Consider the following 25,940-nt stretch of genomic DNA (forward strand, 5'->3'; position numbering starts at 1 on the left):
TTGCGCTGAATTTTTCCTACGGTAAACACATGACTTTCGCCACACTTGGCCTGATCGAACCCTTGCTGCGCGCCCTTGAGGCGCTTGGCTACCAGACCCCGACGCCGGTGCAGGCGCAAGCCATTCCTGCGGTGCTGGCCGGTCGCGACCTGATGGCTGCGGCCCAGACCGGCACCGGCAAGACTGCCGGCTTCGCCGTGCCGCTCCTGCAACTGTTGACCATGGAAGGGCCAAAAGTCACCGCCAACTCGGTGCGTGCGCTGATCCTGTGCCCGACCCGCGAGCTGGCCGAGCAGGTTCACGCCAGCGTCGCCCAGTACGCCGAGCACCTGCCGTTGACCACCTACGCGGTGTATGGCGGCGTCAGCATCAACCCGCAAATGATGAAGCTGCGCAAGGGGGTCGACGTGCTGGTGGCCACCCCTGGTCGCCTGATCGACCTGTTCCGCCAGAACGCGCTGAAACTCAATCAGCTGCAAACCCTGGTGCTGGATGAAGCCGACCGCATGCTCGACCTGGGTTTTTCCGAAGAGCTGGCGAACATTTACCGCATGCTGCCGAAAAAGCGTCAGACCCTGCTGTTTTCCGCGACCTTCTCCGATGACATCCGCCTGCTGGCCGGGCAGATGCTTATTGACCCGCTGAGCATCGAAGTCAGCCCGCGCAACGTCGCTGCCAACACCGTCAAGCAATGGGTGGTGCCGGTGGACAAGAAGCGCAAGGCGGAGCTGTTTGTGCATCTGATGCGCAAGGGTAAGTGGAAGCAGGTGCTGGTGTTCGCCAAGACCCGCAACGGTGTGGATGCATTGGTAGACAAGCTACAAGGCCTGGGGATCAATGCCGACGGCATCCACGGCGACAAGCCACAAGCCACGCGCCAGCGGGCACTGGACCGTTTCAAGGCCAGCGAGGTGCAGATCCTGGTGGCCACTGATGTGGCGGCCCGTGGCCTGGATATCGAAGATTTGCCGATGGTGGTCAACTTTGACCTGCCCATCGTTGCCGAGGACTACATCCACCGTATCGGCCGTACCGGCCGGGCCGGCAACACCGGCGAGGCGATTTCCCTGGTGTGTGCCGACGAAGTGAACATGCTCTCGGCCATCGAGATGCTGACCCGCCAGACCCTGACCCGCAAAATGGAACAGGATTTCGAACCGGAGCACCGCGTGCCCGACACTGATGCCAGCGGGCAGGTGGTGAAGAAGCCGAAAAAACCGAAGAAGCCTAAGACGTCTGGGGGTGGCGGTAAGCGCAACCTGGGCAAGTGGGTGGAAAGCGGGGAAGTGGCGGCGGAACCGTCGATCAAGCCGGTGCGCAAAGTGCCTGTGTTTAATACCGGGCCGCGTAAGAAGAAGTAACTTCTTTGGCGTCTGTCAGGGCCTCATCGTAGGCAAGCAGCTCCCACATTTGAATGTGTTCACAGACCAAAATGTGGGAGCTGGCTTGCCTGCGAAGGCGGACCTGAGCTGCCCGCAACTATCGGCGCTGGAGCCACTCCAGCATGCCACGCCCCGCCATCCGCCCACTGGCAAAACACCCCGTCAGTAAATACCCACCTGTCGGTGCCTCCCAGTCCAGCATCTCCCCGGCACAAAATACCCCCGGTAGCTGCGTGAGCATCAAGCGCTCATCCAGCGCTTCAAACGGTACGCCGCCGGCGGTGCTGATGGCTTCATCCATCGGCCGGGTTTTTACCAGCGTCAGTGGCAGTGCCTTGATATTCACAGCCAACTGCGCCGGATCATTGAAGTGACCTGTGGGCGCCAACTCGCGTAACAGCGCAGCCTTTACCCCATCCAGGCCCAACTGACTGTGCAAATGCTTGCTCATCGAGCGTGAGCCACGGGGCTTGGCCAATGCGGCCTGCACCTTGTCCAGCGGCTTGCCCGGCAGCAGGTCGATGTGCACGGTGGCTGAACCGTCGCGGTGGATCGCTTCGCGAATCGGCGCCGACAGTGCGTAGATCAGACTGCCTTCGATACCGGTCGCGGTGATCACGCATTCGCCCAGGCGGGGTTTGTCATCCGCCAACCCTATGGCGACGTTTTTCAGCGGCGCGCCGGCGAATTTGCTCACCATTAATTCGCTCCAGGCTGACACCTCGAAGCCGCAGTTGCTGGGCTGCAGCGGGGTGCAGGGCACGCCTTGGTGTTCCAGCAACTTGAGCCAGGCGCCGTCCGAGCCCAGGCGCGACCAACTGCCACCACCGAGGGCCAGCAGTACGGCATCGCTGTGGACAGTCTTGTCGCCCTCCGGGCTGTGGATAATTAAGCCGCCGTCGGCATTCCAGCCCTGCCAGCGATGCCGGGTGTGGATAACTACCCCCTGGTCGCGCAGGCGCTTGAGCCAGGCGCGCAGCAGGGGGGCGGCTTTCATGTCGGTAGGAAACACACGGCCGGAGCTGCCGACAAAGGTTTCGATGCCCAGGCCATGAATCCATTCGCACAACGCCTCGGCACCAAACTGGCGCAGCAAGGGGGCAATGTCCGACGCGCGTTCGGCGTAGCGTGAAAGAAATGCCGGGTAGGCTTCGGAGTGGGTGATATTCATGCCGCCCACGCCCGCCAGCAGGAACTTGCGCCCCACCGATGGCATGCCGTCATACAGGTCCACCCGGACCCCGGCCTGGCTCAGGACTTCGGCAGCCATCAGCCCGGCGGGGCCGCCGCCGATGATCGTGACGTGAAAAGGCTGGGCTGGGATCTGAGGCATGGGGGTGACTGCGGTTCGGCGAAGTAGGGCGAGCATTCTACCCGAGGACCGCGAAACTGCCTGATCAAAAAACGTACACCTTCCTACATGCTATGTGGTGCCTGCCTTACAGGCGGTTACGCTCAAGTTATCCACAGGCCGTTCCACAGGCATTGTGGGTAACGCCCAGGTTTCAATGACAACCTGATGACGTCCACACCCGCTGCGCACTGTGGTGCAGGATGCCGTGGCGCCGGGCCAGGGCGTGGCGGTCCTTGCTGTAGCCGCCACCGATCACGCCCACCACCGGGATATCGCGGCCCAGGCAATGGCGCATCACGCTTTCGTCACGGGCGGCGACGCCTGCGTCTGTCAGCTTGAGGTAGCCGAGGGCGTCGTCCTTATGCACATCGACGCCCGCGTCATACAGCACCAGGTCGGGCTGATACAGCGGCAGCAGGTAGTTGAGGGCATCGTCCACCACCGTGAGGTAGTCGGCGTCGCCCATGCCCATGGGCAGCGGGATATCCCAGTCGCTGGCGGCCTTGCGCGCCGGGAAGTTCTTTTCGCAGTGCAGAGACACGGTAATGGCGTCCGGTGTGTCATGGAGGATGCGCGCGGTACCGTCGCCTTGGTGCACGTCACAGTCGAAGATCAGCACCCGATTGACTCGCCCACTGGCCAGTAGGAAATGGCTGATCACCGCCAGGTCATTGAAGATGCAAAAGCCCGCCGGGTAATCGTAATGGGCGTGGTGGGTGCCGCCCGCCAGGTGGCAGGCCAGGCCATGTTCCAGGGCCTGCTCGGCCGCCAGCAACGAGCCACCGACCGCGCGCACGGTGCGTCGGGCCAGGGCTTCGCTCCATGGCAGGCCCAGGCGCCGCTGGTCTTCGCGGGACAACTCACCGCTCATATAGCGTTCGATATAGCCAGGGTCATGGGCCAGGGCGAGCACTTGGGCCGGGCACAATTCGGGGCGCAGCAGTTGGCTGTCCTGGGTCAGGCCGCTGTCGACCAGGTGATCGCGCAGCAGCCGGAATTTATCCATGGGGAAGCGATGATCCGCCGGGAACTCGGGGCTGTAGTCGTCGTGGTAGATCAATGGCAAAGGCATGGCAATTTCTGACAGGAACCAGCGACGGATCTTAACAGCGCTGTACACTCACGCACATGGCAAGGGAGGGGAACGATGGAGCCGATACTGCAGTTGGAAAGCGCGCGCCTGGTGTTGCGCCAATGGCGCGACAGCGATTTGCCGGAGTTTGCCCGGATGTGCGCCGACCCGCAGGTGATGCGCTATTTCCCGGCACCCCTGGACCGCCTGGAAAGCGCGGCATTGATCGGGCGAATACGTGGGCATTTTGCCGAGTATGGGTTTGGTGCGTGGGCCCTGGAGCGTAAGGACAGCGGCGAATTTATCGGCCTGACGGGGTTGATGAATGTCGGCTTTGAAGCCGACTTCACCCCGGCGGTGGAGATTGGCTGGCGCCTGGCCCGCGAGCACTGGGGCCTGGGTTTTGCCAGTGAAGCGGCCTGGACTGCATTGCGTTGTGGTTTTGACCGTTTGCAGTTGGAAGAAATAGTGGCCTTCACCACCGAGGCCAACCTGCCGTCGCAGAAAGTCATGCAGGCCATCGGCATGCATTACGATCCGGCGGCAGATTTTCAGCACCCCAGGCTCGCGGCGGACGATCCGCTGCGCCATCATGTGTTGTACCGCATCACCCGCGCCCAATGGTTGGATACGCTGCACGGATAGGCAGGCCGCCCGATGTTATTACCCGCCGCAGCCAAGACTGCGCGGTTTTGCTTTGTGTGAGGAGAGTTTGAATGAGCCAAGTGTTGGAAGATCTGGTCGACTTGCTGACCCTGGAACCGATTGAAGAAAACCTCTTCCGCGGCCGCAGCCAGGACTTGGGCTTTCGCCAACTGTTCGGCGGTCAGGTCTTGGGCCAGTCGCTGTCGGCAGCCAGCCAGACCGTCGAAGAAGCGCGGCATGTGCATTCGTTGCACGGCTATTTCCTGCGCCCTGGCGACGCTGGGCTGCCAGTGGTCTATCAAGTGGACCGGGTGCGCGATGGTGGCAGCTTCAGCACGCGCCGGGTGACGGCGATCCAGAAGGGCAACCCGATCTTCACCTGCAGCGCCTCGTTCCAGTACGACGAAGAAGGCTTCGAGCACCAGACCACCATGCCGGTGGTGGTGGGCCCGGAGAACCTGCCGTCGGAGCTGGAACTGACACGGCAGCGTGCGCACCTGATCCCCGAGACCATGCGCGAAAAACTGCTGTGCCCCAAGCCGATTGAAGTGCGCCCGGTGACCGAAAAAGATCCGTACAACCCGCAGCCGTCCGACCCGGTCAAGTATGTGTGGTTTCGCGCCGATGGCGCCCTGGCCGATTTGCCGGCGCTGCATAAATATCTGCTGGCCTACGCCTCGGACTTCGGCCTGCTGACCACCTCGTTGCTGCCCCATGGCAAGACCGTGTGGCAGAAGGACATGCAAGTGGCCAGTCTTGACCATGCGCTGTGGTTCCACGCCGACCTGCGGGCCGATGACTGGTTGCTGTACGCCATGGACAGCCCATGGGCCGGCAATTCCCGCGGGTTCTCCCGTGGCAGCGTGTACAACCGCGCGGGCCAACTGGTGGCCTCGGTGACCCAGGAAGGCCTGATTCGCCATCGCAAGGATTGGGCATGAGCCTCACGGACGTAAAACACTGGGTGTTCGACATGGACGGCACCCTCACGGTGGCCGTGCATGATTTTGCGGCGATCCGCGTGGCCCTGGATATTCCGCCTGCCGATGACATCCTCACCCACCTGGCTGCGTTGCCAGCAGCGGAGGCGGCGGCCAAGCATGCCTGGTTGCTGGAGCATGAGCGCGAACTGGCGCTGGGCTCGGTAGCAGCCACGGGCGCGGTGGAGTTGGTGCGCGACCTGGCAGCACGGGGCTGTCGCCTGGGGATCCTGACGCGCAACGCCCAGGAGCTGGCGCACATCACCTTGAAAGCCATCGGCCTGGCGGACTGTTTTGCCGTGGAAGATGTGCTGGGCCGCGACGACGCCCCGCCCAAGCCTGATCCCGGTGGCCTGTTGAAACTGGCCCAGGCCTGGGATGTGGCGCCGGCCGAGATGGTCATGGTGGGCGACTATCGCTTCGACCTGGATTGCGGCCGGGCGGCGGGGACGCGGACGGTGCTGGTCAACCTGCCCGAAAACCCATGGCCGGAACTGGCAGATTGGCATGCGCAAGACTGCGCGGCATTGCGCCAGATGATCTAGCCCAGGCACCACGCATCACCGGTAGGAGCTGGCTTGGGTTTCCCCTGGGGTATTAGTGGAACAAGGCCTTCTGCCCCAGCGGCGAGGTAAACATCTTGTCGCCGTCATGCCCAACCCCAGGCACTTCAACCAACCTCTGGCTCAACTGCGGATGCCGCTGCTTGAGGTAGTCAAAGTAGTTGTGCCCGCGAATCAGCCGATACGCGCCTTGGGTCTCGGCCGCGCAGCTCTTGTCCAGGGCCGGGTGGTTGGGGTCGGTGTCCTGCTGGCCCAGCAGGTAGGTGATATCCCGCGCGGCGTAGGCTTTTTCCAGTTGCTGGGGGCTTTGGCCGTTGGCGTAGGCCGGCAGTTTTTGCATGCCGTACTTCCAGTCATTGAACTGCGGGCAAGTGCCCGGCGCTAACTGCACCGGGCGCTGCGGGCTGAAGTAGGCGTAGGACGATGGGTTGGCGATCACATAGCGCAGGCTGATGCCGGCGGCTTGCAGGGCCGGGTGATCATGGCCGGTCAGGGCAAAGCGCTGTACCACCTGGCCGCCACCGGAATGCCCGGCGACCACTATTTCCTTGAGGGCCGGGAACAGTTGGCGGTTGCCCAGGTGCTTGATGATCTGGTCCAGGGCGCCGTAGGAACTGATCTGGCCATGACCGATTGACGAATCGCCCGCCATCCATCCATTGCCGTGCCAGCGCAGTACGCTGTCGCCCAGGTGATGGCGCTGGATATCGGCATCGTTGAGAAACTGCGGTGCGATCACCAGGGTGTTGGCAGCTTGCCCCGCGTGGGCGGCGGCATCTTCGGCGCTTTTGAGGTAGGTCTGGGCGTTGCGCAGGCGCCCATGCACGATGATCAGCGCCCGAGTGATCTGCGGTAGCGGCTGGCGCCAGTCCTGGCTAAGGCCCAGGCTCAGGTCGCCGGCTTGCAGGGAGAAACGCTCGGGGCTGACAACCTTGACCGCCTGCCCGGCGGCGAAGGGGGTGGTGGCGCAACCGATCATCAACCCCAGCAGCCATCCGGCTCGTTTACTCATTTACAGACTCTTGGCCGAAAAGGTGTCGCATTGGCTGATCTGGCCCTGGGCAAACCCGGTCTTGAACCAGCGAACCCGCTGTTGCGACGTGCCGTGGGTGAACGAGTCGGGAACCACACGGCCCTGGCCCTGTTGCTGCAAGCGGTCGTCGCCGATGGCGTTGGCGGCGTTCAGCGCTTCTTCGATATCGCCCGGTTCCAGCCAGTTCAGGCGCTTTTGCGCGCGGTTGGCCCAGACCCCGGCGAAACAGTCGGCTTGCAGTTCCTGGCGGACCAGCAGGCCGCCATCGCCCTGCATCTGCCGGCCTTGCTGGCGTGCGACCTGGATTTTCGAGGAAATGCCCAGCAGGGTTTGCACGTGGTGGCCGACTTCGTGGGCGATCACATAGGCCTGGGCAAAGTCGCCGGCCGCCTGGAAGCGCTGGGACATTTCGCGGAAGAAATCCAGGTCCAGGTAGACCTGCTGGTCGGCCGGGCAATAGAACGGGCCGCTGGCGGAGGTCGCGCCACCGCAGGCGGAATTCACCCGGCCACGGAACAGGATCAGCTTGGGGTTCTTGTAAGTCAGGCCGTTTTCCTGGAACACCTGGCCAAAGGTGTCTTCGGTGTCGCCCAGCACGGCGCGTACGAAATCCGCCTGCTCATCATTGGCGGGCGGCGCCTGGCGTGTTTGCGGGCTGACCGAAGGGGCCTGTTCGGTCATCTGGCCGCTCAGTTGCCCGAGGATCTGCATCGGGTCCTGGCCGGTGAGCAGGCCGATGCCGACGATCAGCACAATGGCGGTCAGGCTCAGGCCCTTGCCACCCCCAAAACGCATGCCGCCGCCACCGCCGCCGCCGTCATTGCGCGCGTCGACCACGTTGTCGCTGCGTCGACCCTTTTTCCATAGCATGGGGCAATCCTCTTGATAATCGTGTTGTTAGCGCCGTGATTGAGTATGGCCGTTATTCGCGGCAATACCCTTCGCCCGTATTGACCACCAGGCAATCTTTTTTATCAGCCAGCCATTTCAAACCGGTGGCGGCGCCGTCGCCGGCACGCAGCATTTGCGGGCCGTCCGGGCGGTTGAAGGTGATGCCGTCTTCGCTGGCCTGGCCCTTGAAGGTGCCGGAGGCGTCGGCATCGAGGCCGTACTGCATGCTCAGCAGGTAATGCCCACGGCCGATGCTGTCGTCCTTGCTGACGGTCAGGTGCAGGCCTTCGACGCCGATCCACTTGCCGACCCATTTGTCGGTGGGCAGGGTCTCCGGGACCAGGGTCGCTTGTACGGAAGGCGGCGCCGGCTTGGGCGGCTCGGGCGTTTTATCGCAGGCACTGAGCAGGGCAAGGGTCGAGAGAATAAACAGTGTTTTTTTCATAATGGATTGGCCTTGATTAAAAAAAGCGCAATGGCTGGCTGGCGTGCAGCGTTGGACTGGGTTTAGGCGATTTAGTGCGCTGATCGCCCGCTGTTTGGTTATGCTCTTGAGACCGATGCACCACCCGCTCTAGATTAGCGCGTTGAGTGCCACTGCTTGCGGCGGTCATTTCAGCCTGTCACGCACGAGAATTCAATGACCCTCAGCACTCCTCTTTCCGGCGTCAACCATCCCTTCAAGGGCATCGTGCTGATTGTGCTGGCGACGTTTCTGTTTTCCAGCCATGACGCGTTGTCCAAGTACCTCGCCGGCTTTTACCCCATCGTGATGGTGGTATGGGCCCGGTACATGGTGCATACGCTGCTGATGGCGGGGATTTTCCTGCCGCAATCGGGCTTGCGTGTACTGCGCAGCAAGCGCCCGTTGTTGCAGGTGGCCAGGGCGTTGTGCCTGCTGGGCACCAGCCTGTTCTTTACCGCTGCCCTGCATTACATCCCGCTGGCCGAAGCCACCGCAGTGAACTTCCTCGCGCCGATCCTGGTGACGGCCCTGTCGGTGCCGCTGCTGGGCGAGCATGTGACGCGGGGCCAGTGGCTGGCGGTGATCTGCGGGTTTGTCGGGGTGATCATCATTGTGCACCCGGGCGGTGAGCTGTTCACCCCGGCGGTGTTGTTGCCATTGGTCTCGGCGTTGTTCTTCTGTTTCTACCAACTGCTGACCCGCATCCTCAGCCAGTACGACAGCCCGACCACCAGCAACTTCTTCGCCGGCCTGTGCAACACCCTGGTGATGAGCGCGCTGGTGCCGTTCTTCTGGCAGGTACCGACCCTGGGCCATGGCCTGTTGATGCTGGCACTGGGCACCTGTGGGATGACCGCGCACTTGATGCTGACCCAGGCCTTCCGCTTCGCTGCACCGGCGTTACTGGCACCGTTCGGCTATTGCCAGATCGTGTTTGCGGGGCTGTTGGGCTGGCTGGTGTTCAATCACACCCCGGACCTGACCACGGTGGTCGGGATCGGGGTGATCTGCCTGAGTGGCTTGGCCGCTGCCTGGCAGCAGCGGCGGCGTTGAGTCACACCGCGACGGTGGGGATCTTGCGCGGCGCCATGAAGTACATCCAGGTCAGGGCGATGAAGTACATCGCCGGGATCAGGGTGAACAGCACGGTGTAGTTGTTATTGGTCGCGGTCAGGATATGGCCGACGATCTGCGTCATAAACATCCCGCCGATAGCCGCGCACATCCCGCCAAAGCCAAATACCGTGCTCATCATGTGCTTGGGGGTGTAGTCCATCACCAGGCTCCAGATATTGGCGGTCCAGGCCTGGTGCGCGCCGATGGCCAGGGAGATGGCAAACACTGCGACCCACAGCTGGCTGGAGCCGGCGGCCATGATCACACCGACGATGCAGCAGGCAAACAGCAGCATCGACAGCAGGCGCGCCTTGATCGGTTGCATGCCGCGTCCGATCAGGAACGAGGACAGAATCCCGCCGCCCACACTGCCGAAGTCTGCCGTCAGGTAAATGATGATCAACGGGATGCCCATCTGGGTCACGTTGATCCCCAGGCTGTATTGCTGGTTGAGGAACGGCGGCAGCCAGTAGAGGTAGAACCAGAACACCGGGGCGGTCAGGGCGTAGGCAATGGCGAAGGCCCAGGTGCCACGCATGCGCAGGATACGGCTGAAGGGCACGCGGGGCTGTTCGGGCTCGACTTCCTGTTGCACGTAGTCCAGTTCCGACTGTTTTACGCTCGGATGGTCTTCGGGGTTGTAGTACTTCAGGCCCCAGAACACCAGCCAGATCCCACCCAGGGCGGCCATGCATAAAAATGCAGCCTGCCAGCCCCACACATGCAGCACCAGTGGCAACAGCATTGGCGTGAGCATGGCGCCGACGTTGGTGCCGGCGTTGAAGATCCCGGTAGCTACGGCGCGCTCGCCGGCGGGGAACCACAGGCGGGTGGTCTTGACGCAGGCGGGGTAGTTGGCCGCTTCGGTCAGGCCAAGGATAAAGCGGCAGACCATAAAGCCCACCGCCGAAGTCGCCAGGCCGTGGGCGCCGGTGGCGATGCTCCACAGCAGCACCGCGCAGAAGAACACACGCTTGACGCCGACGCGGTCGATCAGCCGGCCTTGCAGCACAAAACCAATGGCATAACCGACCTGGAACCAGAAGTTGATGTTGGCGTAGTCCATCGCCGTCCAGCTCATCTCTTTGGCCAGGATCGGCTGCATCACGCCCAGAGCGGCGCGGTCGATGTAGTTCAAGGTGGTGGCGAAAAACACCAGGGCCAGCATGCCCCAGCGGGTTTTGCCGACGGCGAGGGCGCCGCGAATCTTGTCGCCAATGGCCGCTTGCGGGTTGCCGGGGCGCGGGGCCACGGCGGAATTTTGCGAAGGCATGAGAGGTACCCGTTTTTTGAAATTTTTATGGTGTGTTCTGGGTCTTGATCACAGGTTTGCGCCTTAAAAAAAGCGGCCCTGGATGCGCATTCGATGGTGCGCAGTGGCTAAAAAATCGTCAATTCGCCAATCGCCATTGTGTTCGATAATCGCCCGAAAAACTAACTGATTGGTACATTTTGAATTGCTGCTTTATCGCGCGCGGCCAATAATTTGCCGCAAACAAGACCACCCTTCATTGCCGGGAGTCACCCCATGCAACGTTCCATCGCCACTGTTTCCCTGAGCGGCACCCTGCCGGAAAAGCTCGAAGCCATTGCTGCGGCCGGGTTCGATGGGGTGGAAATCTTCGAGAACGACTTGCTGTATTACGACGGCAGCCCGCGTGAAGTGCGGCAGATGTGTGCCGATCTGGGCATTGCCATCACGTTGTTCCAGCCGTTTCGTGATTTTGAAGGATGTCGCCGCGACCGCCTGGCGCGCAACCTGGAACGGGCCGAACGCAAATTCGACCTGATGCAGGAATTGGGCACCGACCTGGTGCTGGTGTGCAGCAATGCTTCTGCCGACTCCACGGGTGAACATTCGATCCTGCGCGATGACCTCAGCCTGCTGGCCGAACACGCTGGGCGCCGTGGCTTGCGCATTGGTTATGAAGCCCTGGCCTGGGGCCGGCACGTCAACACCTGGCAACAGGTCTGGCAACTGGTGCGCGAGATTGACCACCCCAGCCTCGGGGTGTTGTTGGACAGTTTTCATACCTTGTCGCTCAAGGGTGATCCGACGGCTATCGCCCAGATCCCTGGCGACAAGATCTTCTTTGTGCAAATGGCCGACGCGCCGCTGCTGGCCATGGACGTGCTGGAGTGGAGCCGGCACTTTCGCTGCTTCCCCGGCCAGGGCGAGTTCGACCTGCCGGGTTTTCTCGCGCCGATCATCCAGAGTGGCTACACCGGGCCGCTGTCCCTGGAGATTTTCAACGATGGCTTTCGCGCCGCGCCCACCCGGGCCAACGCGGCGGATGGTTTGCGCTCGTTGCTGTACCTGGAAGAGAAGACCCGCCAACGCCTGCAGCAACAGGCCGCGCCGCTGGATATCCTGTTTGAGACCCCGGCTGCCAGTGAGTACGATGGCATCGAATTCCTCGAGTTTGCGGTGGATGAAAACCTCGGCGCCCGCCTGACCCAATGGCTGCAACGCCTTGGCTTCGTCAAGGCCGGGCAGCACCGTTCCAAGAGCGTGAGCCTGCTGCGCCAGGGCGATATCAACCTGATCCTCAACTGCGAGCCGTACTCCTTTGCCCACAATTTTTTCGAGGCCCATGGCCCGTCGTTGTGCGCCACGGCGATTCGCGTCAAGGACAGCGCCAAGGCCCTGGAACGGGCGGTGGCCTACAAGGGCCAACCCTATCGCGGGCTGGTCGGGCCCAATGAGCTGGAGCTGGCGGCGGTACGCGCGCCGGATGGCAGCCTGATCTACCTGGTGGACCAGCACGCCGGCGGGATCTACCACACTGATTTCAACCTGCAGGCCGCCAGCACCGGTGGCGGCGGGCTGCTGCGCATCGACCATATGGCCATGGCCCTGCCGGCCGACAGCCTCGACAGTTGGGTGCTGTTCTACAAGAGCCTGCTGGATTTCGAGGCCGACGATGAGGTGGTGTTGCCGGACCCCTACGGCCTGGTCAAGAGCCGGGCGCTGCGCAGCCGTTGCAGTTCGATCCGCTTGCCGCTGAATATTTCCGAGAACCGCAACACGGCGATTTCCCACGCGTTATCCAGCTACCGTGGCTCCGGCGTGCATCACATTGCCTTTGATTGCGCGGATATTTTCGCCGAGGTCAGCCGGGCCAAGGAGGCGGGCGTGCCGCTGCTGGATATCCCGCTCAATTACTACGATGACCTGGCGGCGCGTTTTGATTTCGACGATCAGTTCCTCAGCGAGCTGGCGTACTACAACGTGTTGTACGACCGTGATGCCCAGGGCGGTGAGCTGTTTCACGTGTACACCGAACCCTTTGAAGGGCGGTTTTTCTTCGAGATTATCCAGCGCAAGAACGGTTACGCCGGCTATGGCGCCGCGAATGTGGCGGTACGCCTGGCGGCGATGGCCAAGTCGCGCAGTGGGGCAGTGCGCCAGGCCAGGCTGTAGGGCGTTGACGCTTCCTTCGTACAGCGTGGCAGCCCATAATCACGGCCTGCATAAATGGCCGTGAGCGCACCATGACCCCGACCTCCGAACTGCCCGACGCCCCCCTGGCGCCGCGCAAGAGCCGCAAGAACAACCCGGAAAAGACCCGCGAGAACATTCTGCAAGAAGCCATTGTCGAGTTCGTGCAGCAGGGGCTTTCGGGGGCGCGGGTGGATGCCATCGCTGAGCGCATCCACACCTCCAAGCGCATGATCTATTACTACTTCGGCAGTAAGGAGCAGCTGTACGTCGAGGTCCTGGAAAAGCTCTACGGGGATATCCGCAACACCGAAACCCGGATGAACCTCACTGAACTGGAACCCCGTGAAGCAATCCGGCGCCTGGTGGAATTCACCTTCGACCACCACGACCAGAATGTGGATTTTGTGCGGATTGTCAGCATCGAGAACATTCACAACGCCGAGTATGTGAAACAGTCGGACGCGATCAAGGCGATGAACAGCAATATCCTTGAAGCACTGGGCGCGACCTTGCGCCGGGGCGCTGAGCTGGGGGTGTTCCGCGCTGGGCTGGAGCCGCTGGATGTGCATTTGCTGATCAACTCATTCAGCTTTTACCGGGTATCCAACCGGCATACCTTCAGTGAGATTTTTCAGATCGAATTGTCGGATGAAGCAATCAAGCAGCGGCATCGGGCGATGATCTGCGAGTCGGTGCTGCGTTACCTGCAGGCCTGATCCACCGCCGAATTCAATTGTGTGGGAGCAGGCAAGCCAGCTCCCACATTAGGATCCGGTTTCTACAGTGAAGTATTCATGCTCTGGAAATGAGCGAGCATCCTTTGTGCATCTGCTTTCTCACCACTGAACAACTCAAACGCCTTCACCGCCTGGAACACCGCCATATTCCCCCCATCCAGGGTGCGGCAACCCAGCGCCCGGGCGTTGCGTAGCAGCTCGGTTTCCAGCGGGAAATAGACGATCTCCGCGACCCACAAATCCGCGCGCAACAATGCTGCTGGCACGGGCATGCCCGGTAGCTTGGCCATGCCCATGGGCGTGGTGTTGACCAGGCCATCAGCCGCCGCCATCGCGTGACCCAGGTCGCTGCCGGCACACGCTCGGTCAGGGCCAAAGTGTTGGTTGAGGTTGGCGGCCAGGCTTTGGGCGCGGTCGTGATCCACATCGAAAATACTCAACTGGCCGACACCTTCGGCCAACAGCGCGTGGGCCACCGCCGCGCCTGCGCCACCGGCGCCCATCTGCACCACGCGTTGGCGCGCAGCGTCATGCAGGCCACGGCGAAACCCTTCGGCAAAACCCAGGCAGTCGGTGTTGTGACCGATGCGCTTGCCATCGCGCCAGACCACGGTGTTGACCGCGCCGATGCCCCGGGCTTCGGGCGACAGCTCATCGAGCAACGGCAGGATCGCTTGCTTGCATGGGTAGGTGATGTTCAATCCGGTGAAGTTCATCTGTTCGGCGGCCTTGAGCAGATCGGGCAGGGCGCTGCTGTCCAGTTGCAGCGGGTCCAGGTCGATCAGGCGATACAAGTAGCGCAGACCCTGGGCATCGCCTTCCTGCTCATGCAGGGCCGGCGTGCGGGACGCCTGGATGCCGGCGCCGATCAGCCCGGCAAGAATGCGCGGTTTCATTTGAGCTCCCGGCTGAAATGCTCGAGGGCCAGGTGATAACCGTGGCTGCCAAACCCGGCGAGCACGGCCTTGGCAATGGGCGAGACGAAAGAGTGATGACGGAACGGTTCGCGGGCATGCACGTTGGACAAATGCACTTCGATCACCGGCAGCTCACTGGCCACCAGGGCGTCGCGAATGGCCACCGAGGTATGGGTCCAGGCCGCCGGGTTGATCACAATGCCCGCACAACGAGCGCGGGCGCCATGGATCCAGTCCAGCAACTCGCCTTCGTGGTTGGTCTGGCGAAACTCCAGTTTCAGCCCGAACTGTTCGGCGCTACGCCCGCATAGGGCGGCGACGTCAGCCAGGGTCTCGTGGCCATAGGTGGCCGGTTCGCGGGTGCCGAGCAGGTTCAGGTTGGGGCCGTTGAGGACCAGCACAATAGGCGGCATGGGGGTGTCTCCACTGTTGTTTTTATGGATGGAGACAAAATGTACTGAATGGTTAATTTGGTCAATTGGCCAAGCGCTGTGCTGCAGATAACCGTTCGATTATCGAACGGTGAATGCAGTCTGTCGGGACTGACCAAGAGTTGATGTCAATTGGAAACCATTCTCGACAAAACTTAAGATGCCCGCCTGTTTGCTTTACATCCCCCGGGATCCGCAGCACCGCGCTCAAGGGCCAGGTCACTGACCGGTCGCCCCCATGGCGGCAACTCGACAGAGCGGGTGTTTCCCAGCCCGTATCTCAAGGCTGAAGAGTCGTGGGATTGGGAGATGGGCGTCAATGTGTTCAAGGAGGGGCTGTTTTTCAACGACGACCGCCTGGGTATCTGCGGTTACAACCCGGCATTTGAAGCGGTGCCAATCGTTACTAGCCTGTGAGGCAGCTCTGGCAATTTGAAGAGGCCGGCTGTCGGCTGGGGCTGGATAAAGCATTGGTCGGCGACAAATAACCTAACGGATGGGTTACGATGAAAGTAGGCACTTACAAGGGATATGTGATTGCAGTGTTGCTCAGGGATGAGCATTGCCCGCCGCACGTACATGTCATGGGCAAGGACTGGGATGCGCGTTTTCGCTTCAGTTTCCTGGATGGGGACGTGGCGTTGTGGGATGTGGATCCCGAGCGGCTGCGACCACCCACTCGCATTCTGGAAGGCATTCGTCAGACCTTGATGCAGCCGCATTATCTGGCGCGGGCACAAAGGATCTGGTGGGTGAAGCTGCAAACGGTCTGCCTGGAGAACCATTCCTGGGATTGGGAGGCCGACGAGGTCGTGCCGGGGTTGGTCATCCGGCGAGGTGTCTACGTGATCGCCAGGGCCCGGCACGATGTGGCGGGGCGGCGAACCATCTTGAACCTGGTGAGGGCGCCAGGATCCGTGGAGATTGAGTTATGAAAACGGTAAAAGCCAAAGTCCGGCCTGATGCACCGATCACTGAGGCCGATGTTGATAAGGCCGTGGCCCGTGGGCGCAAGCTCAAGCGGGTGTACGCCAATGCCAGCTCCGTGCGCTACCAGGACGACTGCATTTCCATCGGCTTCGGCGACGGCAGCCGCATCCTGTTGCCGGTGGCCGGTCTCTCTGAATTCGAAGGTTTTTCTGCGCAGGACTTCCAGGCGCTGGAGGTCGGTTTTGGCGGCAAGGCACTGTGCTGTGAAGCTCGTGATCTGCATGTTTCCATCACTGGCCTGGTCGCTACGAGTCAGCCCCTGATGGACCTGGCGGCGAGCATGGTGGCATCGCGCAACGGCCGTAAAACCAGCGCCGCCAAGTCCGCAGCCGCCCGTGCTAATGGCAAGAAGGGCGGGCGGCCACGCAAGGAGGAATGATGCACAGCCGGGGGAGTGGGCTTATGTGGGAGCGGGCAAGCCCACTCCCACATTTTTCTAGGTGTGCCGGGGCCGAGGGTTAGCGCCGGGTCAGCAGCACGCCTGATTCCATATGGTGGGTCCACGGGAACTGGTCAAACATTGCACACTGGGTAATGCGGTGCGTGTCGTGCAGTTGCGCGATGTTCGCCGCCAGCGTCTCCGGGTTGCAGGAGATGTACAGGATGTTCTCGAAGCGCCGGGTCAATTCGCAGGTGTCCGGGTCCATGCCTGCGCGGGGCGGGTCGACGAAGACGCTGCCGAACGCGTAGCTCTTGAGGTCGATACCGTGCAGGCGTCGGAACGGCCGCACTTCGTTCAGGGCTTGGGTCAGTTCTTCAGCGGACAGGCGCACCAGGGTGACGTTATTCACCGCGTTTTCATCGAGGTTGCTCAGGGCGGCGTTGACCGAGGTCTTGCTGATCTCGGTGGCCAGCACTTTGCGCACGCGGGTGGCCAGGGGCAGGGTGAAGTTGCCGTTGCCGCAATACAGCTCCAGCAGGTCATCGCTGCGATCGCCGAGGGCCCCATAGGCCCAGTTGAGCATCTTCTGGTTCACCGTGCCGTTGGGCTGGGTGAAGGCACCTTCGGGCTGGCGATAGCTGAAGGTGCGACCGCCGACATCGAGTTTCTCGACCACGTAGTCGTGGCCGATCACATCGCGCTTGCCCTTGGAGCGGCCGATGATGCTGACGTTCAGGTCGGCAGCCAGTTTGTTGGCCGCCGTGTGCCAATGCTCGTCCAGCGGGCGGTGATAGCACAGCGTGATCATCGCGTCGCCGGCCAGGGTGGTGAGGAACTCCACCTGGAACAGTTTGTGGCTCAGGGCAGCGCTGGCTTGCCAGGCGGCCTTGAGTTGCGGCATCAACTGGTTGATGCGCAGGCTGGCGATGGGGAATTCTTCGATCAGGATCGGCGTGCGCTTGTCATCCTGGGAGAACATCGCGTAATGGCGCTGACCCCCTTCGCGCCACAGGCGAAACTCGGCGCGCAGGCGGAAGTTCTGCAGGGGCGAATCGAACACCTGCGGCTCGGGCGCGTCGAACGGCGCGAGCAGGTCACGCAAGCGCGTGACCTTTTCTTGCAGTTGCAGGGCGTAACTTGCTGCGTCAAAAGTCATGCGGGGAACCAGCCTAGCTTGATCACGAACAGAATCGACAGGATCACCAGCGCTGGGTTGAGTTCACGGTAGCGGCCCGTAAGCAGCTTGATACCGGTCCAGGCGATGAAGCCGAAGGCGATGCCGTTGGCGATGGAGTAAGTGAAGGGCATCGCCAGGGCGGTGATTACCACGGGCGCTGCAACGGTGATGTCGTCCCAGTCGATTTCCGCCAGGCCCGAGGTCATCAGCACCGCGACAAACAGCAGCGCGGGGGCGGTGGCAAACGCCGGGACGCTGGCCGCCAGCGGCGAGAAGAACAGTGCCAGCAGGAACAGGATTGCCACGACGATGGCGGTCAGCCCGGTGCGGCCACCGGCACTCACGCCAGCAGCCGACTCGATGTAGCTGGTGGTGGTCGAGGTACCCAGCAGCGAGCCGGCCATGGCCGCGGTACTGTCGGCGATCAGGGCGCGGCCCATTTTCGGCATGTGACCGTCCTTGCCCATCAGCCCGGCGCGCTTGGCGACGCCGATCAGGGTGCCGGAGTTGTCGAACAGGTCCACGAACAGGAAGGCGAAGATCACGCTGATCAAGCCCACGTCCAGGGCGCCGGCGATATCCAGTTGCAGGAAGGTCGGGGCCAGGGAAGGTGGCATTGATACCACGCCGCCAAAGGGGGTGACGCCCAGCGCGATGGCGGCGATGGTCACCGCGAGGATGCCGATCAGCACTGCACCGCGCACTTTTAGCGCTTCCAGGGCCACGATCAGGAAGAAACCCAGGGTAGCGAGGATCGGTGCCGGCTTCGCCAGGTCGCCCATGCCCAGCATGGTCGCCGGGTTGCTGACCACGATCCCGGCGTTATGCAGGGCGATCAGCGCCAGGAACAGGCCGATACCGGCAGCAATCGCCGAACGCAGGGGCAGGGGGATGGCATTGATGATCCATTCGCGGATGCGGAAGATCGACAGCAGGAAAAACAGCACGGCAGAGATAAATACCGCACCCAGCGCCACTTGCCAGGTATGGCCCAGGTGCAGGACCACGGTGTAGGTAAAGAAGGCGTTCAGGCCCATGCCCGGTGCCAGGGCAATCGGGTAGTTGGCGATCAGACCCATGATCGTCGAGCCGATGGCCGCTGCCAGACAGGTGGCGACAAACAGCGCGCCCTTGTCCATGCCGGTCTCGCCGAGAATGCTCGGGTTGACGAACAGGATGTAGGCCATGGCCAGGAATGTCGTGATACCGGCCAGAATCTCGGTACGCACGTTAGTGTTGTGTGCCTTGAGTTGAAACAGCTTTTCCAGCATGCCTGCTCCCTGTGGCGCATTCGGCGCCGTGATTTGTTGACCTCAAAGTCAAAGCACAAACTGCGCCAAGCGCCGCGTGTTTTCTACAGAGGATCGGAAAAAGCGGCGCATCATACCAGCAGGTCGACGACCTGTGGCGCCCGGCCTCGGTTTTGTTGAGTGTGGCCTTGAGGCATACTCCGTCGACGTTCAGTCCAGGGTCATCCAGAGCATGAAAAAAGCCATCGCGTGGAGTCTAGCTCCGTTCGCCTGTCTCGGCCTGTGGCTGGCGGCGGCACCGGCGTGGGGCGCGCCTGCACCGGCCTTGAGCGAAGTGCGGGTGTTCCAGGTGCAGTCCCAGGGCTGCAGCGAGTCCATCGCCGAGGGCGCCGACCGTACCCGGCAGTGCCAGCACCGGGGGGCGACGCGGGTCTCGGTGATGGAAGTGGGGCTGGGCAATAATTCCATCGCGACCTTTGATGGGGCGCGGCTTGCGGGACAAAAGACGGCGATTTGCCAGGTCGGCTCCGTCAGCCAGGCCTGCAATGGCGCTGGTACATTGATGGGCTACATCTATGTATTTGACGTGGATATCCGCGCCGCAGGCTGGTTCGAGTACAGCAACACGTCGATCAACGCGCCCCGCAATACCCTGGTGACTCAGTTACGCATCCAGTGATGGCTCCTGCAGGTTCAGGGCGCTTCGGCCGGCACATGCATGCGGTCCCGATTGGCCAGGGTCGGGAACAGCTTGATCCACACCCCGGTCACCACCAGCGTCCCGACCCCGCCCAGCACCACGGCGGGTACCGTGCCCAGCCAGTGGGCCGTGACGCCGGACTCAAATTCGCCCAACTGATTGGACGCGCCAATAAACAGCCCATTGACCGCGCTGACCCGCCCGCGCATTTCATCGGGGGTTTCCAGCTGTACGAATGAGGCACGGATCACCATGCTGATCATGTCCGCCGCCCCCAGCACCACCAGCACCGCCAGGGAGAACCAGAACGAGGTGGACAGGCCAAAGGCAATGGTCGCCACGCCAAACACGCCGACCGCGGTAAACATCACCCGGCCCACACGCCGGTCCACGGCAAACCGTGCCAGCCACAATGACATCAACAGCGCGCCGACTGCCGGCGCCGAGCGCAGCAGCCCCAGGCCCCAGGGGCCGGTCAACAGGATGTCCTTGGCAAACACCGGCAGCAACGCCGTGGCGCCGCCCAACAACACGGCAAACAGGTCCAGGGAAATTGCCCCGAGGATGTCCGGCCGGCTGCGGATAAAACGAATCCCGGCGAGCAGCGAGTCGAGGGTGGCCTTGCCCTTGTTCAGCGGGGTCTGCCGCGCGGGGAGGTTGAGGGTCAGCATGCAGGCAATCAGGTACAGCAGCACCGTCGGGCCATACACCCAGGCGCTGCCGAAGGCATAAAGCAGGCCGCCCAGAGCCGGCGCGACGATGGTTGCCGATTGCTGGGCCGACTGCGCCGCCGCCACTGCCCGAGGGAACAGGGCGCTGGGCACGATGCTCGGCAGCAGGGCCTGGGTAGTGGGCATTTCGAAGGAGCGGGCCGAGCCCAGCAGGAAGGCGAGGATAAAAATCATCTCGCGGGTGACATTGTCCGTCAGGCTGCCAATCACCAGCGCCAGAGCAATCAATGCTTGCAACGTCTGGCAAATGGCAGCGACTTTGCGCCGTTCATAACGGTCCGCCACATGCCCGGTGTGCAGCATAAACAGCACCCGCGGCACAAATTCCACCAGACCCACCAGCCCCAGGTCCAGCACATTGCCAGTCAGTTGGTAGAGGTTCCAGCCGATGGCCACGGTGAGCATCTGGAAGCCACTGGCGGTAAAAATCCGCGCCAGCCAGAACGCGATGAAAGGGCGGTGATGACGTAACAGCAGCGGGGTTTCACTGGGCATCGGCAAGGACTGGACTGAACCTGGGAAGCGCCGAGATTAGCATCAAGCTGTAACAAATAGTTGCTGGAAAAGAAATATCCTTAGCAAGACATCTATTTCGCTGAGTCAACCTGTCACGCGGCAAAAGACCACACAGTCCAACCTGGAAAATGGGACTACTCTTTCATCGATGCTTGATCCAGATCAATGCTGATTGCAGCGCTGGTGTGGCGGCCGACAGGCCAGAATCCCTACGTGGTTGGTAAAAAAAGAACGAATTGCAATTCGCCACACTCCATATCCGTGGGGGCAGTGGGTGCAGGCCCCCAGCCAGCAGCCGGTATTACCTGACAGAGGAAGACTTATGTTCGGTTTGGAGGCGCTAGATCTCGCCCGAATTCAATTCGCGTTCACCATCTCGTTCCATATCCTGTTCCCGGCCATCACCATTGGCCTGGCCAGTTACCTTGCGGTGCTGGAAGGTCTGTGGCTCAAGACCCACAACGATACCTACCGTGACCTCTACCATTTCTGGTCGAAGATCTTTGCCGTCAACTTCGGCATGGGGGTGGTCTCGGGCCTGGTCATGGCCTATCAGTTCGGTACCAACTGGAGTCGTTTCTCGGACTTCGCCGGCTCCGTCACGGGGCCCTTGCTGACCTATGAAGTACTCACCGCGTTCTTCCTCGAAGCCGGCTTTCTTGGGGTGATGCTGTTCGGCTGGAACAAGGTCGGGCGCAAGCTTCACTTCTTTGCCACGGTGATGGTGGCCGTCGGTACGTTGATCTCGACCTTCTGGATCCTCGCCTCCAACAGTTGGATGCAGACCCCCCAAGGTTTTGAAATCGTCAATGGTCAGGTGATTCCAACCGACTGGATGGCGGTGATTTTCAACCCTTCGTTCCCCTATCGCCTGGCCCACATGGCCACGGCAGCGTTTGTCGCCACCGCGTTCTTCGTCGGCTCCTCGGCGGCCTGGCACCTGCTGCGGGGCAAGGACAACCCGGCGATCCGCACCATGTTGTCGATGGCGATGTGGATGGCCTTGATCGTTGCGCCGATCCAGGCGGTGATCGGTGACTTCCACGGCCTCAACACCCTCAAGCACCAGCCGGCGAAAATTGCGGCGATTGAAGGGCACTGGGAAAACGTCGGTAACGAGCCGACCCCGCTGATCCTGTTCGGCTGGCCGGACATGAAGGAAGAGCGCACCAAGTACAAAGTGGAAATCCCCTACCTGGGCAGCCTGATCCTTACCCACTCCCTGGACAAGCAAGTGCCGGCCCTCAAGGAGTTCCCGCCTGAGGATCGCGCCAACTCGACCATCGTGTTCTGGTCGTTCCGCATCATGGTCGGCCTGGGCCTGTTGATGATCTTCACCGGCCTGTTCAGCCTCTGGCTGCGCAAGGGCGATAGGCTGTACACCAACAAACCGTTCCTGTACCTGGCGCTGTGGATGGGCCCGTCGGGGTTGATTGCGATCCTGGCCGGCTGGTTCACCACCGAAATCGGGCGCCAGCCCTGGGTGGTCTACGGCTTGATGCGCACGGCGGACGCCTCTTCCAACCACAGCTTTGTGCAGATGAGCATCACCCTGGCCCTGTTTGTGGTGGTGTATTTCGCTCTGTTCGGTGCTGGCCTGGGCTACATGATGCGCCTGGTGCGCAAAGGCCCGGTCACCCACGAAAGCACCGAACCTGCCCACGGCGGCCCCGGGCAGCAACGCACCCCGGCGCGCCCATTGTCGGCGGCCGATGACAGCGGCGACGCCGATCACGGCGACACTCTGAACAAGGGGAATTGAGTCATGGGTATTGATCTTCCGCTGATCTGGGCCGTGATCATCATCTTCGGCATCATGATGTACGTGGTCATGGACGGTTTTGACCTGGGGATCGGCATTCTCTTCCCGTTTATCCCGGGCAAGACCGACCGTGACGTAATGATGAACACCGTCGCCCCGGTGTGGGACGGCAACGAGACCTGGCTGGTGCTGGGGGGCGCGGCGTTGTTCGGCGCGTTCCCGCTGGCCTACTCGGTGGTGCTCTCGGCGCTGTACCTGCCGCTGATCCTGATGCTGATCGGGCTGATCTTCCGTGGTGTGGCTTTTGAGTTCCGTTTCAAGGCCAAGGATGACAAACGCCACCTGTGGGACAAGGCGTTTATCGGCGGCTCGCTGGCGGCGACTTTCTTTCAGGGCGTGGCGCTGGGGGCATTCATTGAAGGCATTCCGGTGGTTGACCGCCAGTTCGCCGGCGGCTCATTGGACTGGCTCTCGCCGTTTGCCCTGTTCTGCGGCGTGGCCCTGATCGTGGCGTATGCGCTGCTGGGCTGCACCTGGCTGATCATGAAGACCGAAGGCAAGTTGCAGGAGCAGATGCACAACCTGGCGCGGCCCCTGGCGTTCGTGGTGTTGGCGGTGATTGGCATTGTCAGCATCTGGACGCCCCTGGCCCACCCGGACATCGCCTCGCGCTGGTTCACCCTGCCGAACCTGTTCTGGTTCCTGCCGGTGCCGATCCTGGTGTTGGTGACCATGTATGCGCTGGTGCGTGCCGTGGCCCGCAACGCCCATTACGCGCCGTTCCTGTTGACGCTGGTGTTGATCTTCCTGGGCTACAGCGGCCTGGGCATCAGCCTGTGGCCGAACATCATCCCGCCGTCGGTCTCGATCTGGGAGGCTGCCGCGCCGCCACAGAGCCAGGGCTTTATGCTGGTGGGCACGCTGTTCATCATCCCGTTCATCCTGGGTTACACCTTCTGGAGCTACTACGTGTTCCGCGGCAAGGTGACCCATGAAGACGGCTATCACTAGGAGGCTTGGACCATGACCGGTAAACCTTCACTGGACGAGATCGAACAGGCCGAGAAAAAGCCGCTGTGGCAGCGCCTGGGCTGGCTGGCGATGATCTGGACCGGCAGCGTCCTGGCCCTGTTCGTGGTGGCCAGCCTGATGCGCATGTTCATGAACGCCGCGGGCCTGAGCACCCACTGACATCCCGCACCTTTATGACCCTCCTCACGGAGGGTTTTTTTTGCCTGGGTTTACTTGCGTGCCTTGAGGATCACGAACTTGGGCGTCGCCGCGACCTGCTCCACACCACGGAACAGCCGCGCCAGCTTGCTGTGATAACCCAGGTGACGGTTGCCGACGATATACAAGGCGCCGCCCACCACCAGTGCCTCGCGGGCCTGCTGGAACATGCGCCAGGCGAGGAAGTCCCCCACCACCTGTTGCTGGTGGAACGGTGGGTTGCACAGCACCACGTCCAACGATTGCGGCTCCTGGTCCGCCAGGCCGTCGCCGGGGCGAATCGTCACTGGCCGCTCACCCAGCGCCGCGCGCCAGTTCTCGGTGGCCGATTGCACAGCCATATAGGATTCGTCCACCAAGGTGTACTGCGCCTCGGGGTTTTGCAGGGCACTGGCGATGGCCAGGACCCCATTGCCGCAACCCAGGTCCGCCACGCGGGCGCTGCCCAGGTTGGAGGGCAGGTGCGGCAGAAAGGCGCGGGTGCCGATGTCCAGGCCTTCACGGCAGAACACATTGGCGTGGTTGAGCAGCTCGATGGCCGGCGCGTCGAGGCGATAACGCGTGGGGTAGGGCGAGACCACCCGGGGCCGATCAGCCAGGGTGGCAATCAGCAACCGGGCTTTTTTCACTGCCAGCGACGCGTGCATCGGCCCGATGTAGCGCTCCAGCAGTTCACCGGCGGCGCGGGGCAGATGCTTGACCATGGCGCCTGCGATCACTTCGGCGCCGGGCGCCAGTTGGCCTTGCAGGCGGATCAGTTGTTCTTCCAGTAGGGCCAGGGTTTTCGGCACCCGGATCAGCACGCGGTCGAAGGGCCCGCTCGGCACTTGGCTGGCAGGCACGAACGACACGGCATCGAAGGTTTTGTGGTTGCGCACCAGGTTTTTTTGCAACGCCTGGGTGCCTAGAAACGAATCACCACTGGTGGTGACACGCATCTGCCCTTCAAGGCTGGCCGCCAGCGCGCCAAAGCTGTCATTGAGCACCAGCACGCGGGTGCTGCTGGCCGGTTGCTGCTCCGCCAGGTAGGCGAGCAGATACTCGTCAGCCGCATCGAAGGCTTGCAGCGGTTCGTTTGGCTGCTCGGGCTGGCGGATCAGGTCGAGTTGGGCGAAGGGGCTATCGAGCAGGGGCATGGCGGGGGAAACTCTGGATAATCGACGGGTGTTCCAGGCTAGGCGAGGAACCTTCTGAGTGGACTGCGACGCGGGCTTTGACGAGCGGCGTCATCACTCAGAACTGGCCGTAAATGTTACGTTTTTTTCTCCGGGATTACATTCGGTGTTTTCAAGAGGATTTGAGCCGGTTGCGCTTAAAAAAGACCGTTTCTCACGGCGCTGATCACGGCGGCGATTTTATTGCTGACCCCCAGCTTCCTCATCGCACTGCTGATGTGAAAACCGACGGTACGTTCCGATAGGCAGAGAATTGTGGCGATATCAGCCGCAGTTTTGCCCAGTGCCGACCATTGCAGGATCTCTGTCTCGCGGCTGGTGAGTTTGGTGGGGCACTGGAAAGTCGGCCCCAGGCTGTAGGTTTGCGCCGCCACGGCATGCAAGGCATGGCATATCCACAGAACCTGGCCCGCTTTTTCATAGAGCTCATGGGCCTGCACCGGCCCCTTGCGTCGTCCCAGGTTGATCATACTGAAGAAGCCCCGGAAATCGTGCACCGACTGGGCCCAGCCGAAATTCAGGCCTTGGGCTTGTACGTGAGCCCACATGTCAGGTACTGCGGAAAAGGTTTTCTCTTCCCATACAAGCGGCAGCACATCGCGCTTACAGTGAACAACCAAAGGGTCGATTTCAAAGTAGTTTTCTGTTTTGTAGATTTTGTTCCATTCATCCGGATAGTTGTTGAGATGGATACTTCTGTTAGGGCGGTAGAGAGCATTGGAGCCCTTGATAAAACCGCAATATTCAAAACCTAGCTCATAGGTAATGTTCAGAGCGGCTTCAAACATCGTCGTTACCTCATCTTCACCTTCAAGTTTGGGTAATCGTGTGTTTCGCCAGTTGACCATCGGTAACACTCCCTGAGTTTCACGCTGATTGTTTGCGACGCACGTCCTCATAGCGTCACCGAATCGAGTGTAGGACAGCATGCAAAACTGGGGTGGGAATTTTCGCACTTAGCAGGGCGTTTCTTATTGTTAATAATCTTCCTCGCG

27 protein-coding genes are annotated in these 25,940 nt (G+C 61.7%); 14 read left to right on the forward strand and 13 right to left on the reverse strand.

The genetic code is table 11. From position 1 onward, the window contains the following. The first annotated feature begins 29 nt into the window (after nt 1–29). Nucleotides 30–1,361 (forward strand): DEAD/DEAH box helicase, encoded by a 1,332-nt coding sequence (locus HBR94_RS00955; RefSeq protein ID WP_115129057.1) that lies wholly within the window; start codon nt 30–32, stop codon nt 1,359–1,361. A gap of 118 nt (nt 1,362–1,479) precedes the next feature. Here HBR94_RS00955 and HBR94_RS00960 read toward each other — a convergent pair whose 3' ends face one another. After that, complete coding sequence (locus HBR94_RS00960; protein WP_170044022.1) at nt 1,480–2,715, reverse strand: TIGR03862 family flavoprotein; 1,236 nt, start codon at nt 2,713–2,715, stop codon at nt 1,480–1,482. Between the two features lie 172 nt (nt 2,716–2,887). Further along, a complete protein-coding gene (locus HBR94_RS00965; protein ID WP_057444410.1) occupies nt 2,888–3,808 on the reverse strand; it encodes a histone deacetylase in 921 nt (306 codons plus the stop codon). A gap of 75 nt (nt 3,809–3,883) precedes the next feature. Between HBR94_RS00965 and HBR94_RS00970 the strand changes: the two genes are divergently transcribed. The 3 genes from HBR94_RS00970 (at nt 3,884) to HBR94_RS00980 (ending at nt 5,978) form a co-directional block, all read left to right on the forward strand. Continuing rightward, nucleotides 3,884–4,453, forward strand: coding sequence for a GNAT family N-acetyltransferase (locus HBR94_RS00970; RefSeq protein WP_169959803.1), 570 nt, complete (start codon nt 3,884–3,886; stop codon nt 4,451–4,453). Between the two features lie 71 nt (nt 4,454–4,524). After that, nucleotides 4,525–5,394, forward strand: a complete 870-nt coding sequence (gene tesB / locus HBR94_RS00975; RefSeq protein ID WP_057441166.1) for an acyl-CoA thioesterase II — start codon at nt 4,525–4,527, stop codon at nt 5,392–5,394. Further along, complete coding sequence (locus HBR94_RS00980; protein ID WP_057958364.1) at nt 5,391–5,978, forward strand: HAD family hydrolase; 588 nt, start codon at nt 5,391–5,393, stop codon at nt 5,976–5,978. Before tesB ends, HBR94_RS00980 begins: the two co-directional genes overlap by 4 nt. 52 nt (nt 5,979–6,030) lie before the next feature. On the opposite strand, the gene HBR94_RS00985 is transcribed toward HBR94_RS00980, so the two are convergent. From HBR94_RS00985 to HBR94_RS00995, 3 genes are read right to left on the reverse strand one after another with little or no spacing between them, the layout of a single operon-like run. Then, complete coding sequence (locus tag HBR94_RS00985) at nt 6,031–7,008, reverse strand: alpha/beta hydrolase (RefSeq protein WP_170044023.1); 978 nt, start codon at nt 7,006–7,008, stop codon at nt 6,031–6,033. Next, complete coding sequence (locus HBR94_RS00990) at nt 7,009–7,899, reverse strand: neutral zinc metallopeptidase (RefSeq protein WP_057441162.1); 891 nt, start codon at nt 7,897–7,899, stop codon at nt 7,009–7,011. Nucleotides 7,900–7,951: 52 nt separating this feature from the next. Next, nucleotides 7,952–8,365 carry a hypothetical protein gene (locus tag HBR94_RS00995; RefSeq protein WP_057441161.1) on the reverse strand — a complete coding sequence of 138 codons (414 nt, stop codon included), beginning with the start codon at nt 8,363–8,365 and terminating at the stop codon, nt 7,952–7,954. 195 nt (nt 8,366–8,560) lie between these two features. Here HBR94_RS00995 and HBR94_RS01000 point away from each other — a divergent pair, with 195 nt between their 5' ends. Continuing rightward, a complete protein-coding gene (locus HBR94_RS01000) occupies nt 8,561–9,439 on the forward strand; it encodes a DMT family transporter (protein WP_057441158.1) in 879 nt (292 codons plus the stop codon). A 1-nt stretch (nt 9,440) separates the two neighbouring features. Here HBR94_RS01000 and HBR94_RS01005 read toward each other — a convergent pair whose 3' ends face one another. Further along, entirely contained in the window at nt 9,441–10,775 is a 1,335-nt protein-coding gene (locus HBR94_RS01005; protein WP_170044024.1) for an MFS transporter, read from the reverse strand. 255 nt (nt 10,776–11,030) lie between these two features. On the opposite strand from HBR94_RS01005, the gene quiC reads away from it, so the two are divergent. Beyond that, complete coding sequence (gene quiC / locus HBR94_RS01010) at nt 11,031–12,926, forward strand: 3-dehydroshikimate dehydratase QuiC (protein WP_115129053.1); 1,896 nt, start codon at nt 11,031–11,033, stop codon at nt 12,924–12,926. A gap of 71 nt (nt 12,927–12,997) precedes the next feature. Continuing rightward, the gene (locus tag HBR94_RS01015) at nt 12,998–13,663 is read left to right on the forward strand and encodes a TetR/AcrR family transcriptional regulator (RefSeq protein ID WP_057958369.1); all 666 of its coding nucleotides are present in this window, start codon (nt 12,998–13,000) and stop codon (nt 13,661–13,663) included. 62 nt (nt 13,664–13,725) lie between these two features. On the opposite strand, the gene HBR94_RS01020 is transcribed toward HBR94_RS01015, so the two are convergent. After that, entirely contained in the window at nt 13,726–14,580 is an 855-nt protein-coding gene (locus tag HBR94_RS01020) for a shikimate dehydrogenase (protein ID WP_057441152.1), read from the reverse strand. After that, nucleotides 14,577–15,014 (reverse strand): type II 3-dehydroquinate dehydratase, encoded by a 438-nt coding sequence (gene aroQ / locus HBR94_RS01025; protein ID WP_032861827.1) that lies wholly within the window; start codon nt 15,012–15,014, stop codon nt 14,577–14,579. Before aroQ ends, HBR94_RS01020 begins: the two co-directional genes overlap by 4 nt. A 279-nt stretch (nt 15,015–15,293) precedes the next feature. Between aroQ and HBR94_RS01030 the strand changes: the two genes are divergently transcribed. The 3 genes from HBR94_RS01030 to HBR94_RS01040 all read left to right on the forward strand — a co-directional run bounded on the left by HBR94_RS01030 (nt 15,294) and on the right by HBR94_RS01040 (nt 16,401). Continuing rightward, nucleotides 15,294–15,449, forward strand: coding sequence for a hypothetical protein (locus HBR94_RS01030; RefSeq protein ID WP_170044025.1), 156 nt, complete (start codon nt 15,294–15,296; stop codon nt 15,447–15,449). Nucleotides 15,450–15,538: 89 nt separating this feature from the next. Next, nucleotides 15,539–15,967, forward strand: a complete 429-nt coding sequence (locus HBR94_RS01035; RefSeq protein WP_170044026.1) for a DUF4160 domain-containing protein — start codon at nt 15,539–15,541, stop codon at nt 15,965–15,967. After that, entirely contained in the window at nt 15,964–16,401 is a 438-nt protein-coding gene (locus HBR94_RS01040; protein ID WP_057441148.1) for a DUF2442 domain-containing protein, read from the forward strand. Before HBR94_RS01035 ends, HBR94_RS01040 begins: the two co-directional genes overlap by 4 nt. A 79-nt stretch (nt 16,402–16,480) precedes the next feature. On the opposite strand, the gene trmA is transcribed toward HBR94_RS01040, so the two are convergent. Together trmA and HBR94_RS01050 are read right to left on the reverse strand one after the other, a co-directional pair. Beyond that, nucleotides 16,481–17,560 carry a tRNA (uridine(54)-C5)-methyltransferase TrmA gene (gene trmA / locus HBR94_RS01045; protein ID WP_170044027.1) on the reverse strand — a complete coding sequence of 360 codons (1,080 nt, stop codon included), beginning with the start codon at nt 17,558–17,560 and terminating at the stop codon, nt 16,481–16,483. Beyond that, the gene (locus tag HBR94_RS01050; protein WP_032861840.1) at nt 17,557–18,852 is read right to left on the reverse strand and encodes an NCS2 family permease; all 1,296 of its coding nucleotides are present in this window, start codon (nt 18,850–18,852) and stop codon (nt 17,557–17,559) included. Before HBR94_RS01050 ends, trmA begins: the two co-directional genes overlap by 4 nt. Nucleotides 18,853–19,063: 211 nt before the next feature. Between HBR94_RS01050 and HBR94_RS01055 the strand changes: the two genes are divergently transcribed. Continuing rightward, a complete protein-coding gene (locus HBR94_RS01055) occupies nt 19,064–19,510 on the forward strand; it encodes a DUF4879 domain-containing protein (protein ID WP_057441146.1) in 447 nt (148 codons plus the stop codon). Nucleotides 19,511–19,524: 14 nt separating this feature from the next. On the opposite strand, the gene HBR94_RS01060 is transcribed toward HBR94_RS01055, so the two are convergent. Further along, nucleotides 19,525–20,757 carry an MFS transporter gene (locus HBR94_RS01060; protein WP_170044028.1) on the reverse strand — a complete coding sequence of 411 codons (1,233 nt, stop codon included), beginning with the start codon at nt 20,755–20,757 and terminating at the stop codon, nt 19,525–19,527. Nucleotides 20,758–21,100: 343 nt separating this feature from the next. Here HBR94_RS01060 and HBR94_RS01065 point away from each other — a divergent pair, with 343 nt between their 5' ends. From HBR94_RS01065 to HBR94_RS01075, 3 genes are read left to right on the forward strand one after another with little or no spacing between them, the layout of a single operon-like run. Then, on the forward strand, nt 21,101–22,540 hold the full coding sequence (locus tag HBR94_RS01065) for a cytochrome ubiquinol oxidase subunit I (RefSeq protein WP_057444394.1): 1,440 nt from the start codon (nt 21,101–21,103) through the stop codon (nt 22,538–22,540). A 3-nt stretch (nt 22,541–22,543) separates the two neighbouring features. Beyond that, nucleotides 22,544–23,551: a cytochrome d ubiquinol oxidase subunit II gene (gene cydB / locus HBR94_RS01070; protein ID WP_057958376.1), complete on the forward strand. Its 1,008-nt coding sequence runs from the start codon at nt 22,544–22,546 to the stop codon at nt 23,549–23,551. 12 nt (nt 23,552–23,563) lie between these two features. Further along, complete coding sequence (locus tag HBR94_RS01075) at nt 23,564–23,731, forward strand: DUF2474 domain-containing protein (RefSeq protein ID WP_081044180.1); 168 nt, start codon at nt 23,564–23,566, stop codon at nt 23,729–23,731. 50 nt (nt 23,732–23,781) lie between these two features. Here the strand turns inward: HBR94_RS01075 and HBR94_RS01080 are convergent, their stop codons facing one another. Together HBR94_RS01080 and HBR94_RS01085 are read right to left on the reverse strand one after the other, a co-directional pair. Further along, nucleotides 23,782–24,906 (reverse strand): class I SAM-dependent methyltransferase, encoded by a 1,125-nt coding sequence (locus HBR94_RS01080; protein ID WP_115129048.1) that lies wholly within the window; start codon nt 24,904–24,906, stop codon nt 23,782–23,784. Nucleotides 24,907–25,082: 176 nt separating this feature from the next. Next, nucleotides 25,083–25,793, reverse strand: a complete 711-nt coding sequence (locus HBR94_RS01085; RefSeq protein ID WP_170044029.1) for a LuxR family transcriptional regulator — start codon at nt 25,791–25,793, stop codon at nt 25,083–25,085. Nucleotides 25,794–25,940 lie beyond the last annotated feature (147 nt).

The organism is Pseudomonas sp. WS 5412 (genome assembly GCF_012985615.1).
Classification (GTDB): Bacteria; Pseudomonadota; Gammaproteobacteria; order Pseudomonadales; family Pseudomonadaceae; genus Aquipseudomonas; species Aquipseudomonas shahriarae.